The organism is Rhodocaloribacter litoris (assembly GCF_011682235.2).
Lineage (GTDB): Bacteria > Bacteroidota > Rhodothermia > Rhodothermales > ISCAR-4553 > Rhodocaloribacter > Rhodocaloribacter litoris.
In genome coordinates, this window is sequence record NZ_CP076718.1 from 1,768,881 (window position 1) to 1,785,321 (window position 16,441).

Here is a 16,441-nt window from a genome sequence, read left to right on the forward strand (position 1 = left end):
CTCGTTTGACCTCAAGATTGCTTTCCCTTGCCTGCAAGGCAACGAGCGGCCTGCCACACCCGGAAGGCCCCCGTCGCTTGAGCTTCGCAATATACAACAGAGGAGCGCTTTCTATCCAGCCACTCTATGAAGAAACAGCGATTTGCACCCCGAAACAGCCGTTTTCCCCGGTCCCCTCCGCCAGGATCCGGCTTTCAAACCAGAGGTATCGAGATGTTGATATATATCTCATGATCAAAAAAGGCGTATGCGGGGCCGGACGCCCTCCCTGTGCCTCAGGGGCGGGACCGGTCGGTCCCGGCCTCACCGAGGCCGTCCCCCTCCGGGGCGGCGGGGGCTGCCTCCTCCCCCGGTTCCGTCTTGCCATTGAGCGAGACGTACTCGCCATAGGGACGCGGGCCGAGGATCTGGACGAGGTCACGCGGCCCGAGCACTTCTTTCTCGAGCAGCGTCCGGGCCATCTCTTCGAGCTTGTCCCGCTTTTCCTGGAGCAGGGCCCGTGCCCGCCGGCGCACCTCCTCGATGATGCGCTTCACCTCCTGGTCGATGAGCTCGGCCGTCTTCTCCGAGTAGGGCTTGTCGAGGAAGGGCCCGTCCTGGCGGCGCGCGAGGTTGAAGCTGACGTCACCGACCCGCTCGCTCATGCCGTAATCGACCACCATGGCATAGGCCAGGCTGGTGATGCGCTCCAGGTCGTTCTGGGCTCCGGTCGAGAGGTGACCGAAGACGAGCTCCTCGGCGACGCGCCCGCCCATCATCATCGTCATCTGATCGAGGAAGGCGTCGCGGGTGGTGATGTAACGCTCGTCGGGCAGCGACTGGGCGTAGCCGAGCGCCGCCAGCCCGCGCGGCACGATGGAGACCTTGATCACCGGGTCGGTGTGCCTGAGGAACCAGCCGGTGATGGCGTGGCCGGATTCATGGTAGGCCACGATCTTCCGCTCTTCGGGGGAGATGATCTTGTTCTTCTTCTCCAGCCCGGCGATCACGCGGTCGATGGCTTTCTCGAAGTCGACCATCTCGATGGCCTCCTTACCCTCACGGGCTGCCAGGAGGGCCGCTTCGTTGCACACGTTGGCAATCTCGGCCCCGGCGAAGCCCGGCGTCTGCGAGGCCAGTACTTCGAGGTGCACGTCCTCGCCCAGCAGGAGGTCGCGGGTGTGTACCTTGAAGATCTCCTCCCGCTCGCGCCGGTCCGGCCGGTCGATGAGGATCTGCCGGTCGAAGCGGCCGGGGCGCAGCAGGGCCGAGTCGAGCACGTCCGGGCGGTTGGTGGCCGCCATGATGATGACGCCCTTGTCGGTATTGAACCCGTCCATCTCGACCAGGAGCTGGTTGAGCGTGTTCTCTCGCTCGTCGTTGGCGCCCATCATCATGCCGCGCCCGCGCGAGCGCCCGATGGCGTCGATCTCGTCGATGAAGATGATACACGGGGCCTTCTCCTTGGCCTGCCGGAACAGGTCGCGCACGCGGGCCGCCCCCACGCCGACGAACATCTCGACGAAGTCGGAGCCGGAGAGGGAGAAGAAGGGCACACCGGCCTCCCCGGCGACGGCCTTGGCCAGGAGCGTCTTGCCGGTGCCGGGCGGCCCCACCAGCAGCACCCCCTTGGGCAGCTTGCCGCCCAGCCGGGTAAACTTCTTCGGGTTCTTCAGAAACTCGACCACCTCGACGACCTCCTCCTTGGCCTCGTCGAGCCCGGCCACATCCTTGAAGGTGAGCTTCTGATCCCCCATCGCGTCGAAGAGGACGGCCTTGTTCTTCCCGATGTTGAGCACCTGCGAGCCGGGGTTCATCCGGCGCAGCAAGAAGATCCAGAGCGCAATGATGATGATGAGCGGGAAGACCCACGTCAGCAGGCCGCCGAACCAGTTTTCCTCCACCCGGGCGTTGAACTGGAGCTGCGGCTTGCCTTCCGCCTCGGCGCGCTCGTTGTAATTGCGCAGAAACTGCGTCAGTTCGTGATCGCTGGGTTTGGTGGTGGTGAAACGGTTGGAGGTCTCCGCCGCCCGGCCACCGAAGAAGGTCGGCTGGGCGGGGGCCACCTTGACCAGCCGCTCCTGAACGGCCTGGCGCGTGTACTCCCCATCGATGCGGGTATCGTTGACGATGACCACCTTCTGCACGTACCCCTCTTCGACGTAGTCGAGGAACGTGCTGTATTCGATGGCATTGGGGCTTTCTCCACCGAGAAAGAGCAGGATGTGCACCAGCAGGGCCAGAAAGATGGCCAGGTAGATCCACAGAGAGATCCGGGGACGCCGGTCGGGCAGGCGCGGCCCCGGGCCGGGTGCACCGTTCCCCCGGTCGATATCCAGACGTTCGCGCTCGTTCTGCGCCATGTTGCTACGCGGTTTATCTCGACGGTGTACCATGACACCGGTATGGACAAAAAAGCGCCGCGCCGATGGACCGTCGCGGGCTCTCCGGGGTACGCTTCCCTGTGGGCGAAGGGTTCAGGTCGAAGCAGCCGCCCCCCCGGCAAAGGGCGCTTCGGCCGGGGTGACACAAAGGCAAGGTTTTCAATGCCTAACTCGTGCAGATGCCGAACCCGCCACGCCCCGCTTTGGTTCCATCCGCCGATCGCAGGCCGGAGGGATCCGCCGGCCGTACGCCCCGCACAGGGCCTCGTTTCAACGTAATTTGAACGGAATGGTGAGGGTGAGACGGACCTTCACGGGCCGGCCGCCCAGCATTCCCGGCCTGAAGCGGGCCTCCCGCACGACCCGCAGCGCCTCCTCGTCACAGGCCGGGCAGAGCCCCGCCTCCACGACCGGTTCCACCGGCATCCCCTGCTCGTCCACCACGAGCCGCACCACGACCTCACCCGTGATCCCCTCCCGGGCGACCTCCGGGGGATACCGCAGCTGCCGCAGCAGCATTTCCATGCCGCCCCTCAGTTCAGGCGGCGTCTCGACCCCGTCGCGGTCGTAGACCGCGTCCGGTGGGCCCGCCGCAGGCGTCCCGCCGTCTCCGGTGGCTCCCCGTGCGGAATCCCCCGGCAGGCTCCGCTGCTTCCTTTCGAGGAGTTCGCGGTCGCGTTCGTCCAGCAGGCGCCGTTTCTCCGGTACCGGCGGTGTTTCGTTGCCGCGGTCGCCTCCGGCTTCGGCCTGCACGGGTGTGACGCGGGCCGTGTCCGCGGCCACCGCGAGCGTATCGGCCGGGCCGGCGAGCGAGTCCGGCATCACGGCCAGGGTGTCGGTGAAGCCGGCGGGGGCCGCCGTCGTGTCGGGGGCGGGGCGCCGTTCTTCAAGCGCGGCGAGGAGGTGGCGTGCCTGCTCGGCATACGGCGTGCCGCCATAGCGCCGGCCGATGGTCTGATAAAGCTGTTCGAGCGAGACGGGAAAGGGGCGGGCCGGCGCCGCGTCCATGCCGGTCACCAGGGCCACGTCGGCCTGGACCAGGCTGTCGGCCGGCGGGTCGGCGGCAGGAAGGGCCAGCCGGTCGTTCCCGGAATCCGGCACGTTACCGCCCTCCCCGCCTTCGGGCACGGCGGCCCCGGACGGTACCGTGCGCGCGGCCGCCTCCAGGCTGTCCGTGGAAGGCGGGTCCACGAGCCCGGCCTGTTGCAGCAGCCAGCCGGAGACGGACAGGGGGAGCGGGGCAAACAGGTCGAGGCTGTCGCGGCCGGCCCATTCCATGTAGATCGCACCGGCGGCCAGCAGGGCGCGCGGCGCAACCCCGGTGGCCGCATAGGCCCCGGCCGTGCGCACCATCTCGTTGAGGGCCCGTGCATAAGCCCCGCGTTGCCAGGCCTGATAGGCCCGTTCATAGGCTTCCTCGGCCAGGCCGAGCGAGTCGACGGCCCCCCCGGACGCTTTCGCCAGGCCGAGCCGTTCGCGCACCCGGTCGGCAAAGTCGGAGTTCGGATAGGCGGCGAGCACCTCTTCGTAGAGGCGACGGGCGGCCCGGTCGTCTCCCAGGGCCCGCTGTACCTCGGCCAGGGCATAGTAGGCACGCTGCGCCACCGGCTGATCGCCGTCCTCTTCGATCACCATGCGATACCAGACGGCGGCCGAGTCCGGCCGGTCGATCCCCAGGAAAAGCACGTTGGCCAGTTCATAGCGTGCGATGGCCCGGGCGGCCCGCATACGGGCCTGCGCGAGGGGATCCCGGGGAACCGCGGAGACATCGATCGGCGGCAGCGTCCCGGCCGCCTCGTCACCGGGCAGGGTTTCGCCCTCTGCGATCACGGCTTCCGTTTCCGGATCGACGCCCTGGTTCGAGATGGCATCGATCCGTCGCCAGTTGGGCACGCGGGGCCGGTCGCCCCAGCGGCTGATGAAAAGGCTGCGCGCCTCCTGCAGGCGTACGGGGTCCCGGTGATACAGGAAGCCGGCCTCGCCCCGTTCCTCCGGTGCATTGACACCGGGGACGACTTTCCCGTCCGGCAGGCCGCTGTTCTGGAAATTGTTCGTTTGCCCGGCGGCGCCTTCCCGGAACCGCTGTTCGATCTGCCGGGCTTCCCGGAGGCGGCGTTGCTGCTCCAGTTCCCGTGCCCGCTGCCGGCGCAGTTCGAGGATGAAGGCTTCGAACTCCCGGGGCGGCATGCGGCCAAGGGCCAGCAGCGAATCCATCCGGGACACTTCGCGGTAGACCCGGGCATAGTTTCCAAACTGTTCGCGCAGGGAGGCGGCATCCAGGATCGCCTCGGGGGCAAACGCGGCGGGGTCACGCTCGGTGGCGAGGCCCGTTCCGCCCCGGCTGGCCGTCGTGCCGCCGGCCGAGCCGAGCGCCACGGCCGCCGAGTCGAAATAGGCGGCGGCACGCACGAAGTCTTCGTAGACGTCGCGGTGGATCTCGCCGAGGGCATAGTGGATGCGTCCCCGCACCCGGGAGATGTCCAGCGAGCGATCGTCGTTGTAGAGCAGGCCGTGATAGACGGCACGGGCTTCCTCCGTCCGCCCCATGGCCTGCAGGATGCGCCCGCGCAGGTAGGCCAGGTCGGCGCGGTAGACGTAGTGCTTGTCGTCCCGCTCCATTTTGCGCAGCAGCTTCAGGGCGCGCTCGCCGTCGCCATAGCGTCCTTCAACCCGGATGGCGCTGTAGCGTGCGGCATAGCCCAGCTCGTAGAGCGGGTTAAACCGGGCCACCCGTTCGAACGCGGCCACGGCATCGGCATACCGGCCCATCGTCTCATAGACCTGTCCCAGCAGAAACTGGGCCCGCGCGCCGGTGTCACGATCCGGCACGTGGGCCAGGCCCCGTTCCAGCGCTTCGGCGGCGGCCTCCCAGTCCGCCCGTTTGACGTAGAGCTCGCCGAGGGCCAGGTGGAGCATCGCCGCCCACGCTTGCTCCAGCCCTTCCCGCACCAGGCTCTCCTGCAGATGGGCGGCGGCCTCGTCGTAGGCCTGGCCGGCGATCAGGGTACGCGCCAGCCAGAAGCGGGCCTCATCCTCCAGGTCCGATCCCAGCTCGATCACCTCGCGGAATTTCTGCTCGGCCCCGACGTAGTTCTGCTGGTAGAAGTAGGATTTGCCGATCAGCAGGAGCGCATCGTCGACCCACTTCGAGCGCGGGTGATCCCGCAGCACGTCGGCGCTTTTCTTGATGGCATCCTCAAAATCCTTCGACTTCGCAGTCCGGCTCGGCTCGCTGAAGATGGGCAGGTACCGGTTCCGGTCGACGGGGGTGTCGTTGCGGGAGAGGGATTTGACACCGCGCTCGTAGGCTTTCCGGGCGTTGTAGAACGTGTTATAATAGGCCGTGAAGTTGTCGAACCGGCGGCCCAGAAACGAGCTGGAGCCACAGCCGGAAAGCACCAGGATCAGGCCCAGCAACAGGAAACGGCGACCCAGCATATCCAGTCGGAGCAGGCAATGAGCGAACGAGCCGGTGGTGCGCGATCCGTCCGGGCGCATGCATGCGACGGCCGTCAGGCCGGAACGGATCTCCGGAGACACCGGATGGACCCGGCGTGTTACGGGTTGTCCCGGCACGGGGCCGGGCAGGCATCGTATCCGTGCTTCATGCGGCTCGTCGTCCGGCTTCGAAGGGCTCAGATGCGGCTGACATGCACCATGTTGGTCCGGCCTTTGGCAGGCAGGGGCATGCCGGCGGTGATGACGATGAGGTCGCCCGGGCGGGCCAGGTCGTGCTCGACCAGCACGCGGTGCACGCAGGCCACCCCCTCGTCCGTGTCTCGCTGGAAAGGAATGGCGAAGGCTTTTGTTCCCCAGGTGAGGCCCAGTTGCCCCACGACGCGCTCGTCGTCCGTAAAGGCGTAGACGGGCACGCGGGGACGGTGGCGGGCGATGGCGCGGGCGGTGGCGCCCGAGGCCGTCAGGCAGGCGATGGCGACGGCCCCGACCTGCCCGGCGAGCTGGTAGGCCGTATAGCTGACGGCATCGGTCACGTCGAAGGAGGCCCGCATATCCGGCAGGTGCTCGATGATCTGGCCGTAATGCCGTTCGGCCTCACGAATGATCTGGTCCATCACCTCGACGACGCGGACGGGGTACTTGCCGACGGCCGTCTCACCCGAGAGCATCAAGGCGTCGCTGCCGTCGAGCACGGCGTTGGCGACGTCGCTCACCTCGGCGCGCGTCGGGCGCGGGTTCTCGATCATGCTTTCGAGCATCTGGGTGGCCGTGATGGCGGGCTTGGCGGCTGCCAGGCACTTCTTGATGATCCGTTTCTGGGCGCCGGGCACCTTCGAGAGGCGCATCTCGATCCCCAGATCACCCCGGGCCACCATGATACCGTCGGCCTTGGCGAGGATCTGGTCGATCCGTTCGACGGCTTCCGGCTTCTCGATCTTGGCGATGACGCCGACCCGCCGGCCGGACTCACGCACGCGGCGGATCAGGTCCGTCACGTCGGCCTCGTCCCGGACGAACGAAAGGGCGATCAGATCCACCCCGACCGAGAGCCCGAACTCGAGGTCTTCGAGGTCCTTCTCCGTCAACGACGGCGTCGAGGTGCGGATGTTGGGCAGGTTGACCCCCTTGCGCGAGCGCAAGGGCCCTCCGACGACCACCTTCGTCACCACCTCGCTTTTTCGCTTCTCGACGATCTCCAGCTCCAGCTGGCCATCGTCGAGCAGGATGTGCCCGCCGACCTCGGTGTCCTGGGCCAGCGTCGGATAGCTGACGTAAACCCGCTCGGCGGTGCTCTCCTCCATCGGCTCGGACGTGAGCACGAGCGTCTGCCCTTCGCGCAGCAGCACCACGTCCCCCTTCACCTTGCCGATGCGGATCTTGGGCCCCTGCAGGTCCTGCAGGATCGGCACGACGCGCCCGGCCCGGGCCGCCTCTTCCCGCACACACTCGATCACACGGCGGTGGTCGGCATGCGAGCCGTGCGAAAAGTTCAGGCGGGCCACGTCCATCCCGGCTTCGATGAGGGCCCGGATGGTAGCCTTGTCCGAAGAGCTGGGGCCAAGCGTACAGACAATCTTGGTACGGCGTGTCATACGGGCGATCCCGAACGTGAGACAGGAGAGCTCGGGCTAAAGGTACTGCGCACGCGGACCCCGTTCAATGAGACGCGCTTAAGGAGATGTTGAAGCCTTCCGTGCAACGCACGCCGCCGGGGCCGTCCGGCTGTCAGGACAGGGCCTCCCGCCGGGAGGCCGGCTGCTGCAACGCGGCGTGAATCATCATCAGCTCGCCTACGTTCTCGAGCGTGAGCAGCCCCACCAGCCGCCCGGCCCGGACGACCGGCGCCGCCTCCACCCCCTGTTCCTGCATGCGCTGAAAGGCTTCGTCGAGCATGCAGGTGTCCTCGAGCACGAAGTCGCTCTCCGGCACCACGTCCCCGACGCGGGTCTGCGGCCCGTGTTCGGCCAGTGCCCGGAGCAACCGCTTGCGCGTGAGCATCCCGCACACGTGCCCGTTGCGAACCACCGGAAAGTCCTGATCGCTGCCGGCCAGCAGTTCTTCCACGGCCACGCGCAGCGGGTCATCCGGCGTGAGGGTCCGGAAGCGCGTCATCATGGCCTGGCGCACCGGGATGCCCTGCACCAGGCTGCGCATCATGGCCTGCTGGGCCTCCTGTTGCGCGCCGATGTAGACGAAGAGGGCGATGAACAGCAGGATCGGGTTGAACCCGACCAGGCCGACGAGCCCGAAGAGAATCGCCATCCCCTGCCCGATGCCGGCGGCGATCTGGGTGGCCCGCGCATAGTCCATACGGGTCGCCAGCAGGGCCCGGAGCACCCGCCCGCCGTCCATCGGGAACGCGGGCAACAGGTTGAAACCGACCAGGAGCAGGTTGATCCACAGCAGCGCCCCGACGACGTCGCCCGAAGGCGCCGTCATCGCCGCGGGCGAGAGGCTGCCGCCGGTTGCCAGCTTGACCCCGAGCAGCAGCACGGCGATCACGACGTTGACCGCCGGCCCGGCCACCGCGATCCAGAATTCCTGCATCGGCGCCTCCGGAATGCGCTGGAGCCGCGCCACCCCGCCGATCGGGTACAGCGTGATGTCCCGGGTGGGGACCCCGAAGTGACGGGCCGTCAGGGCATGCCCCAGCTCGTGCAGCACAACACACGCAAAAACCACCAGGATCAGCCCCACGCCGACCAGCGCCGCCTCGATGCGATCGCCTTTCAACAGAAAGAAGGCGAAGATGCCGGCCAGCAGCAGCAGGAACGTCCAGTGCAGGTAGATACCGATGCCGGCAACCGATCCAACCTTGAGGGAATGTTTCATGACAGCGAAGGGCCACAAACGCCCCGGGCGATCCAACGAACGGTTTCAGGATACGGAAAAAATACACACTTTTCCGCCACGGGCCCGTTCTGCCGGATCAACTTTCGTGCGGCATGTCGGGGGGGCGTTCCGGCACCGACCCGCCTCCGGGACGGGCTTCCCGGTGCTCCAGCCGGTAGAGCCGCATTTTCCGGTTCCGTGTACGCCGGGACGCGCCGAGCCGGCGATGTACCTCGGGAAAGCGAGCCAGGATCTCGTCGCGCAGGGCCTCGACCTCCCGGGCGGCCTTGCCGCCGGGGGCCACGTCGAGCACCGTCATGCCCCGGGCAAGGGCCTCGGCATAGACGATGCGCTGGGTCAGCCGGCTCTGGAGCACGGGCAGTTCGAAGGCTTCGAGGGTCGCCGGCGCCGCCGGCCGCGCCCCGGGGATCTGCCGGGAAATCACGAAGGCGGCCTGCGGGCACCCCCCGTACATCCGCCGGCGCGTCCGGACCATCTCCGCCAGGCCCGAGACGGCCCACAGGTCCGCCGCGGACGGCTGGACGGGGATCAGCACCAGGTCGGCCAGGTGCACCAGGTACCCCACCCCCTGCACCACCTTGGCGGTTCCGTCCACGATCACCACGTCGTAGCCCAGCGCCAGGGCGCCCAGCTCCTCCGCAAAACGCTCCGGCTCCAGCCCGACAACCGGCGGCTGGTCGCTGCGGCGGCCCTGCCGCGCCTGCCAGTGCCGCAACGTCCCCTGCGCGTCCGTATCGATGAGCAACACCGCATGCCCCAGCCGCTGCAGGGACCGCGCCAGGTTCGTCGCCAGCGTCGATTTGCCACTGCCCCCCTTCAGGTTGAGCACCGCCACCATCACGGCCGCCGCCGATGGACCCGCGTGCTCCCACGGCCCCTGTTCCTGCACTCCTTCGAACGGTCTTGAGACAGGCGAATCGCTCACTCGACGCACGGACGACACCCCGCATCCACATGAAACACTGATCGGATCTGCACGGGGCAGATATCGGCACACCGGCCGAAAAACTTGAGTCGCCCGCCCTCATTCGAAATTCTCGAAACCGCACCCCCCGATCCCGGTTCGATTCCTGCCTGTCCACTACGAAGGCAGCGGCTTATGCTGGACGTGATCATCATCGGGGCGGGGCCGGTCGGGCTGGCCTGCGGCATCGAGGCCCGGCGGAACGGCCTCTCGGCGCGGCTCATCGAGAAGGGAGCCCTCGTCAACTCCTTCCTCGGGTACCCGACCAACATGGAGCTCTTCTCCACGCCGGACCTGCTCGAGATCGGCGGCCATCCCTTCCCCACCCACCGGTACAAGCCCCTCCGCGAGGAGACCATCGACTACTACCGGCGCGTGGCCCAGGTGGAACGTCTCGACGTGCGCCTCTACGAGCGGGTGCTACGGGTCGAGGGCGAGGCCGGGCACTTCGTCGTGCACACGGACCGGGGCACCCACGAGAGCCGCTTCGTGGTGGCGGCCACGGGCTTCTTCGACGTGCCCAACCGGATGGACGTGCCGGGCGAGGACCTGCCCAAGGTGACGCATTATTACAAGGAGCCCTTCGCGTACACGGGAATGGAGGTGGCCGTCATCGGCGCGAAGAACTCGGCGGCGAAGGCGGCCCTCGAATGCTTCCGCCACGGCGCCCGGGTGACACTGGTGGTGCGCGGCCCCGCCGTCAGCGACAGCGTCAAGTACTGGATCAAGCCGGACCTGGAGAACCGCATCCGCGAGGGCTCGATCCGGGCCTACTTCAACACCACCGTCGAGGCCATCACCGAGCAGACGATCCGCCTGCGTACCCCCGAAGGACCGGTCGAGTTGCCGAACGACTTCGTCCTGGCGATGACCGGCTACCGGCCGGACTACACCTTCCTCACCGAAGCGCTGGGCATCGCGGTGGCGGACGACCCGGCCCGCACGCCCGTGCACGACCCCGAGACGTTCGAGACGAACCGCCCGGGCGTCTACCTGGCCGGCACCGTCTGCGGGGGGCTGAACACGAGCCGCTGGTTCATCGAGAACGGCCGCTTCCACGCCGCCCAGATCATGCGCCACATCGCCGAGACTGCAACGGCGGACTGGAAGGTTGAAGGTTGAAGGTTGAAGGTTGCAAATTACAGATTGGAAGATTGAAAATTGGATGCTTGGGATGGCATCGCAGGGCGAGCGCATTCTAAAATAGGCTAGTGTTAATGGCCTGGGATGTCGTAAGCTGTGCCGGTTCGTCAGCCGTTCCAGTTTGCTCCCCTCCGTTCATGTCTGAGACCTGCTTTATTCGCTATTTTGACCACCTTGAGGACCCCCGACGCGATCAGGGCAAACGCCACCGGCTCGAGCACGTGCTCGTGATCGCCCTCTGTGCCGTTGTTGCCGGTGCTGAGGGCTGGGATGACATCGCCACGTTCGCCCAGGCCAAAGTCTCCTGGCTGACCCAACGGCTCGACCTCAAACATGGCACGCCCTCGGGCGACACCTTCCGCCGCGTCCTGGCCGCCATCTGCCCGGAGGCCTTCGCCCGCGGCTTCGTACGCTGGGTGGAGGCGCTGGCCCAACAGACGGCCGGCGAGGTCATTGCCATCGATGGCAAGACGCTGCGCCGCAGTTACGACAAAGACGACCCGAAGGCCGCCCTGCACATGATCTCGGCCTGGGCGTGTGAGCAGCATCTGGTGCTGGCGCAAGAGAAGGTCTCGGCCAAGAGCAATGAGATTACCGCGATTCCGGCGCTTCTGGAGGTGTTGGACCTCGAAGGCTGCATTGTGACGCTCGATGCGATGGGCACGCAGACCGAGATTGCCGAAGCGATCTGCGCGCAGGGGGCGGACTACGTGTTGGCCCTGAAGGGCAACCAGGGCCTGCTCCACCGTGAGGTGCGGGCCTACTTCGAGCAGGGGCGCACGCGGCACTGGCGGGCGATGCCGGTCGCCTACGCGGAGCGCTGTGACCTGGGGCACGGGCGCAAGGAAGTGCGTCGGCTGTGGATCTCGACCGATGTGGCCTGGGTGCCCAAGGCCGAGGCGTGGCGTGACCTGAACAGCCTCGTGATGGTCGAACACGAGCGCCACACGCAGCAGGGCGTGAGTCTGGAGCGCCGCTTCTACATCAGCAGCCTCGCGACCACAGCGGAGCAGATGCTGGATATCATCCGGAGTCACTGGGGCATTGAGAATCAGCTGCACTGGGTGCTCGATGTGGTGTTTCGGGAGGATGAGAGCCGTATTCGGCGCGATCACGGGGGGCAGAACATGGCGGTGGTGCGGCAGCTAGCGCTCAACCTGTTGCGCAAGGACGAAACGAAGCGGTTGAGTCTGCGCATGAAGCGAAAACGGGCCGGTTGGGACGATGCCTTCCTGGCGCAGATCGTCGGAATTTAGAATGCGCTCGCCCTGGATGGCATCGCCTGGCGCCACGTGCCCTGGTGGCTGATCTTCTGCCACTGCAGGGCCATGAAAGCCGGAAAGTGAAGGGCAGGCCATCAAAATCTGCAATTTGCAATCTGCAATTTGCAATCCAAAAGAAGGTATTTGCGAATGAGGGGCGAGCGGGCGTAACCTGACGGGTCCTCTGTCCCAGCCCGTCGCCCCCATGCGCCCCCCTACCCTCCTGCTCGTCCTGCTCGCCGGCCTGACCGGTGCGTGCACCCGCTTCGACACGGTGCCGCTCCCCCGTGCCGTCCCGCCCTCGGTGGACGTGCCCGAGTGGGCCAAGGACGCCGTCTGGTACCAGATCTTTCCCGAGCGCTTCCGCAACGGCGACCCGTCGAACGACCCGACGGTGGACGACCTCCGGGGGTCGTGGCCCCACCTGACCCCCGAGGGCTGGCAGATCGCCCGCTGGACCGCCGACTGGTACGCCCGCGCCGGCTGGGAACGCGCCGCCTCGGACGACTTCTACCTCTCCGTGCAACTCCGCCGCTACGGGGGCGACCTCCAGGGCATCCTCGACCGCCTCGACTACCTCGACTCGCTCGGCGTGACGGCCCTCTACCTGAACCCGATCTTCGAATCGCCCAGCCTGCACAAGTACGACGGGGCGATGTACCACCACGTGGACGACAACTTCGGCCCCGACCCGGCCGGCGACCGGGCGCGCATGGCCGCCGAGAACCCCGTCGACCCGGCCACCTGGACGTGGACCGCCGCAGACACCCTCTTCCTGGCGCTCGTCCGCGAGGCCCACGCCCGCGGCATGCGGGTCATCCTCGACGGCGTCTTCAACCACATGGGCCTCCGCTCCTTCGCCTTCGAAGACGTGGTGGCCCGGCAGCAGGCTTCCCCCTTCGCCGACTGGTTCACCATCACCGCCTGGGACGACCCCGCCACCCCCGACACGAACGAGTTCGCCTATGCGGGATGGCTCGGCGTGCGGGAACTGCCCGAGCTGCGCGAGGACGAACACGGCCTCATCCCGCCCATCCGCGCCTACGTCTACGCCTCCGTGCGCCGCTGGATGGACCCGAACGGCGACGGCGACCCCTCCGACGGCGTCGACGGGTGGCGCCTGGACGTGGCCGAGATGGTGCACCTCCGCTTCTGGCAGGACTTCCGCGCCTTCGTCCGCGGCCTCAACCCGGAAGCCTACCTCGTCGGCGAGGTGTGGTGGGAGGAGTGGCCCGAGCGCATGTTCAACGCCCGCCCCTGGCTCGAAGGAGACGCCTTCGACGCGGTGATGAACTACCGCTGGGCGCGGGCCGTCCGCCGCCTGTTCCTCGGGGCCGACCTCGAACCCGGCGCCCCCTACGGCCCGTCGGCCTTCGCCCGCGAACTCCGCACCCTCTACGAGGACTACCCGCCCGAGGTGAACTTCGTCCTGATGAACACCCTCGGCTCGCACGACACCGACCGGCTCGCCTCGCAGGTGGTCAACCCGGATGTCCGGTTCGACTACCGCGCCGGCGTGCGGGACAACCCCGCCTACCGCGTCCGCAAGCCGAACGCGGCCGAGCGCACGACGCAGCGCCTCATCCTGGCCCACCAATTCACGTACGTCGGCGCACCGCACCTTTTCTACGGGGACGAGGCCGGGATGTGGGGCGCCGACGACCCGGACGACCGCAAGCCGATGGTCTGGCCGGAGCTGACCTTCGACGACGAGGCGTCCCACCCGCTGGGCCTCGAACGCCCCCGCGACGCGGTCGGCTTCGACCACGACCTGTTCGCCTACTACCGCACGCTGGTTCACCTGCGCCGCGCGAGCCCGGCCCTGCGGCGCGGCAGCTTCGAGGTGCTCCACGCCGACGACGCCACACGGACGCTGGCCTACGCCCGCCGCTTCGGCGACGAGCAGGTGTGGGTGGCCTTCAACCTGGACGAGGCGCCGCACGAACTCGCCCTGGACGTGCAGACGACCTTCCCCGCCGCCGGGCACACCCCCGCCCGTTCCCTGGTCGGCCGCACCGTGCGCGACGTCCTCTCCGGCGAGACGGCCCGCCTCGAACGCGCCACGCTCACCTTCCCGATGCCGCCCCGCTCCGCCCGGATCTGGATGATGGAGGAATGACGGCGTGCGTGGTGCGTAAAAAGCCCTACGAAATACGAAATACGCACCACGCCATTCAGAGCGCCGCCAGGATCTGGCGGGCGAGCGGATGGCCGGGTGCCAGTTCCAGGGCACGCCGGGCGTACCGTGCGGCCGCCTCCATGTCGTCGTGGCGGAAGTGGGCCAGGGCCAGGTTGGCCAGCGCGTCGACGTAGTCCGGGCGGACTTCGACGGCGCGGGTGAGCAGGTCGATGGCGCGGTCGAGCCGGTCTTCCTCCAGGTAGAAGGCCCCCAGGTTGCCCAGCGCGATGGGATGCGAGGGAGCCACCGCCACGGCACGTTCGAGATACGGGCGGGCCGCCTCACGCGCGCCACGGAGGATATGGGCCAGCCCCATGTTCGTCAGCGCGTCCGGATCGTCGGGGTTCAGTTCCAGGGCACGGCGCAGCGCCGCCTCGCCCGCTTCCATGTCGCCGTCGCGCAACAGAGCCGACCCCAGGTTATAGTGGGCCCGGACGAGCCAGGGTTGTTCCTCGATGGCCTGCCGGTACAGCGCAACGGCCTCCTGAAGCCGTCCCTGTGCCTCCAGGAAACGGCCATAGTTGACCCGTATGCCGGCCAGCGCCGGCTGGAGATCGAGCGCCCGCCGGTAGAGCCGGGCGATGACGGCGGGATCGCGACCATCGGCCTCGTAGGCCTGCGCCAGCGTGTTGAGCCGCTCGGGAACGCCGGGATCGAGCCGCACGGCGGTCTCCAGCGGCGGGATGGCTTCCCCGACCTCCCCCAGCCGAAGCCGGGCGAAACCCAGCAGGTACTGCGCCTCCCCGTGTTCCGGGTCTTCGGCCAGGGCCCGCGCGAGGCGACGGATGCCTTCCCGCAGCGCCAGCGTATCGCCGCGTTGCGTGCCATAGACGACGTAGGCCATGCCGGCATAGCGCAGGCCGTCCGTTCCCCCGGCGTCCCGTTCGAAGTAGGGTTTCAGCACGGGTGGCCGGTGAACGGGCTCCGGCGATGGCGCCGGTTCATCCCGTACCACCCGGATCAGGTGGTCGGTAAAGGTGGTGTGCGGCGTTCCCTCGCCGGCCACCTTCGGCATGTGGCAGGCGATGCAGTTGGCCTCCGGGGTGTGGCGCTCACGGGCCGCCGGCGTGTCGAACCGTTCGACCAGCGCCGCCGGGGCATGGCAGTCCTGGCAGGTCGTGTTGAAATACGCCGGTCCCTTGTCGCGGAAGCCCTCGTGGGGGTTGTGGCACGTGATGCACTCCATCGGGTTGCCCTGCGCCAGCGTGGCCTGGAAGCAGGCGCTCTTCTTCATGCGGTCGGCGTGCGAGATCACGTCGATCCGGTCGACGCGGGTGGGCTCCTCCCGGTAGAAGAGCGACACGTGGGCCGAGAGCGGCTCCGACGGGCGGAAATCGAACGCCGAGCGTCGCTCACGGAGTATCGAGACGGTGCCGGAGAGGTGGCATTGCTGGCACACGTCGAGGCGGCGTTCGAAGGGCAGGTGGGCCGGGTTGACGATCGTCGGGTCATAGTCGCCCACCACCTCCGGATCGGCCAGGCGGACCTCCACGTGCAGGTCGCCGGGTCCATGACAGCGCTCGCAGCCGATCCCTTCCGGCATCCGCTCGTATTTCCCCTCGACGAACGGCACCGAAACGGGATAGCTGTTGTGGCAGGCCACGCACCGATCCGGGATGAGGCGGTCGAAGCGGGGATTGTCTTCGCGGTAGCCGGGGCTGAAATCCCACCGCCCGGTCTGGGTATACCAGGTCAGCGGCAGTTCGTAGAGGTAGCCGTTGTTTTCCGTCAGGTAGGTTCGTGCCGCCGTGCCGCTGCCGACGACGTGGTGCATCTCGCGTACGAGCCGGTGCGTCTTTTCGCCGTCCGGCCCGAGACGATATTCCTCCTGATAGAAGCGCCCCGCTTCCTCGAAGGCCCGGTAATAATAGCCGCGCCCGGCATGGTAGATCGGAGGCGAGGGAAAGGTCTCGACGGCGTTTTCCGGTGTAAGGCGGTACCAGGACCGGGCCATCCCGTGGGCCTGGTAGCCGTGGTATTCGGCCTCGTGGCAGGAGGCACAGACGGCATCCCCGACGAAGGCGACGCCGGCTTCGACGTTTCGGAACCGCACCGCTTCGCCGGACGACCCGGCGGGCGAGCCGGGCGCAGCTTCTTCCTGCCCGCCGCAGCCGGCGAGCCCCACCACGATCAGGCTCAGCAGCACGAAACGTTGCATCACAGCGGGCACCTATCGAAGCAGCCGGCAGACGAGCACCGGAACCAACCCGGCCGGCGA

9 protein-coding genes are annotated in these 16,441 nt (G+C 67.7%); 3 read left to right on the top strand and 6 right to left on the bottom strand.

From position 1 onward, the window contains the following. Positions 1-275: 275 nt before the first annotated feature. The 5 genes from ftsH to parA form a co-directional block, all read right to left on the bottom strand. Positions 276-2,342: an ATP-dependent zinc metalloprotease FtsH gene (ftsH, locus tag GQ464_RS07320; RefSeq protein ID WP_166981134.1), complete on the bottom strand. Its 2,067-nt coding sequence runs from the start codon at positions 2,340-2,342 to the stop codon at positions 276-278. A 291-nt stretch (positions 2,343-2,633) separates the two neighbouring features. Next, complete coding sequence (locus GQ464_RS18705) at positions 2,634-5,903, bottom strand: TonB family protein (protein WP_166981137.1); 3,270 nt, start codon at positions 5,901-5,903, stop codon at positions 2,634-2,636. A 95-nt stretch (positions 5,904-5,998) separates the two neighbouring features. Then, positions 5,999-7,414 carry a pyruvate kinase gene (gene pyk, locus GQ464_RS07335; protein WP_166981140.1) on the bottom strand — a complete coding sequence of 472 codons (1,416 nt, stop codon included), beginning with the start codon at positions 7,412-7,414 and terminating at the stop codon, positions 5,999-6,001. Between the two features lie 133 nt (positions 7,415-7,547). Further along, a complete protein-coding gene (locus GQ464_RS07340) occupies positions 7,548-8,654 on the bottom strand; it encodes a site-2 protease family protein (protein WP_166981143.1) in 1,107 nt (368 codons plus the stop codon). A gap of 97 nt (positions 8,655-8,751) precedes the next feature. Next, on the bottom strand, positions 8,752-9,600 hold the full coding sequence (parA, locus tag GQ464_RS07345; protein ID WP_166981146.1) for a ParA family partition ATPase: 849 nt from the start codon (positions 9,598-9,600) through the stop codon (positions 8,752-8,754). 174 nt (positions 9,601-9,774) lie between these two features. Between parA and GQ464_RS07350 the strand changes: the two genes are divergently transcribed. The 3 genes from GQ464_RS07350 to GQ464_RS07360 all read left to right on the top strand — a co-directional run bounded on the left by GQ464_RS07350 (position 9,775) and on the right by GQ464_RS07360 (position 14,163). After that, positions 9,775-10,761 carry a YpdA family putative bacillithiol disulfide reductase gene (locus tag GQ464_RS07350; RefSeq protein WP_166981149.1) on the top strand — a complete coding sequence of 329 codons (987 nt, stop codon included), beginning with the start codon at positions 9,775-9,777 and terminating at the stop codon, positions 10,759-10,761. A 158-nt stretch (positions 10,762-10,919) separates the two neighbouring features. Beyond that, positions 10,920-12,038 carry an ISAs1 family transposase gene (locus GQ464_RS07355; RefSeq protein WP_166982023.1) on the top strand — a complete coding sequence of 373 codons (1,119 nt, stop codon included), beginning with the start codon at positions 10,920-10,922 and terminating at the stop codon, positions 12,036-12,038. Positions 12,039-12,249: 211 nt separating this feature from the next. Continuing rightward, positions 12,250-14,163: a glycoside hydrolase family 13 protein gene (locus GQ464_RS07360; RefSeq protein ID WP_166978507.1), complete on the top strand. Its 1,914-nt coding sequence runs from the start codon at positions 12,250-12,252 to the stop codon at positions 14,161-14,163. Between the two features lie 55 nt (positions 14,164-14,218). Here the strand turns inward: GQ464_RS07360 and GQ464_RS07365 are convergent, their stop codons facing one another. Next, positions 14,219-16,381 carry a tetratricopeptide repeat protein gene (locus GQ464_RS07365; protein WP_166978510.1) on the bottom strand — a complete coding sequence of 721 codons (2,163 nt, stop codon included), beginning with the start codon at positions 16,379-16,381 and terminating at the stop codon, positions 14,219-14,221. Between the last annotated feature and the right edge of the window lie 60 nt (positions 16,382-16,441).

Coding starts and splice junctions, on each gene's coding strand:
- ftsH (WP_166981134.1), bottom strand. CDS start 2,342: ATGGCGCAGAACGAGCGCGAACGTCTGGATATCGACCGGGGGAACGGT.
- pyk (WP_166981140.1), bottom strand. CDS start 7,414: ATGACACGCCGTACCAAGATTGTCTGTACGCTTGGCCCCAGCTCTTCG.
- GQ464_RS07340 (WP_166981143.1), bottom strand. CDS start 8,654: ATGAAACATTCCCTCAAGGTTGGATCGGTTGCCGGCATCGGTATCTAC.
- GQ464_RS07350 (WP_166981149.1), top strand. CDS start 9,775: ATGCTGGACGTGATCATCATCGGGGCGGGGCCGGTCGGGCTGGCCTGC.
- GQ464_RS07355 (WP_166982023.1), top strand. CDS start 10,920: ATGTCTGAGACCTGCTTTATTCGCTATTTTGACCACCTTGAGGACCCC.
- GQ464_RS07360 (WP_166978507.1), top strand. CDS start 12,250: ATGCGCCCCCCTACCCTCCTGCTCGTCCTGCTCGCCGGCCTGACCGGT.
- GQ464_RS07365 (WP_166978510.1), bottom strand. CDS start 16,381: ATGCAACGTTTCGTGCTGCTGAGCCTGATCGTGGTGGGGCTCGCCGGC.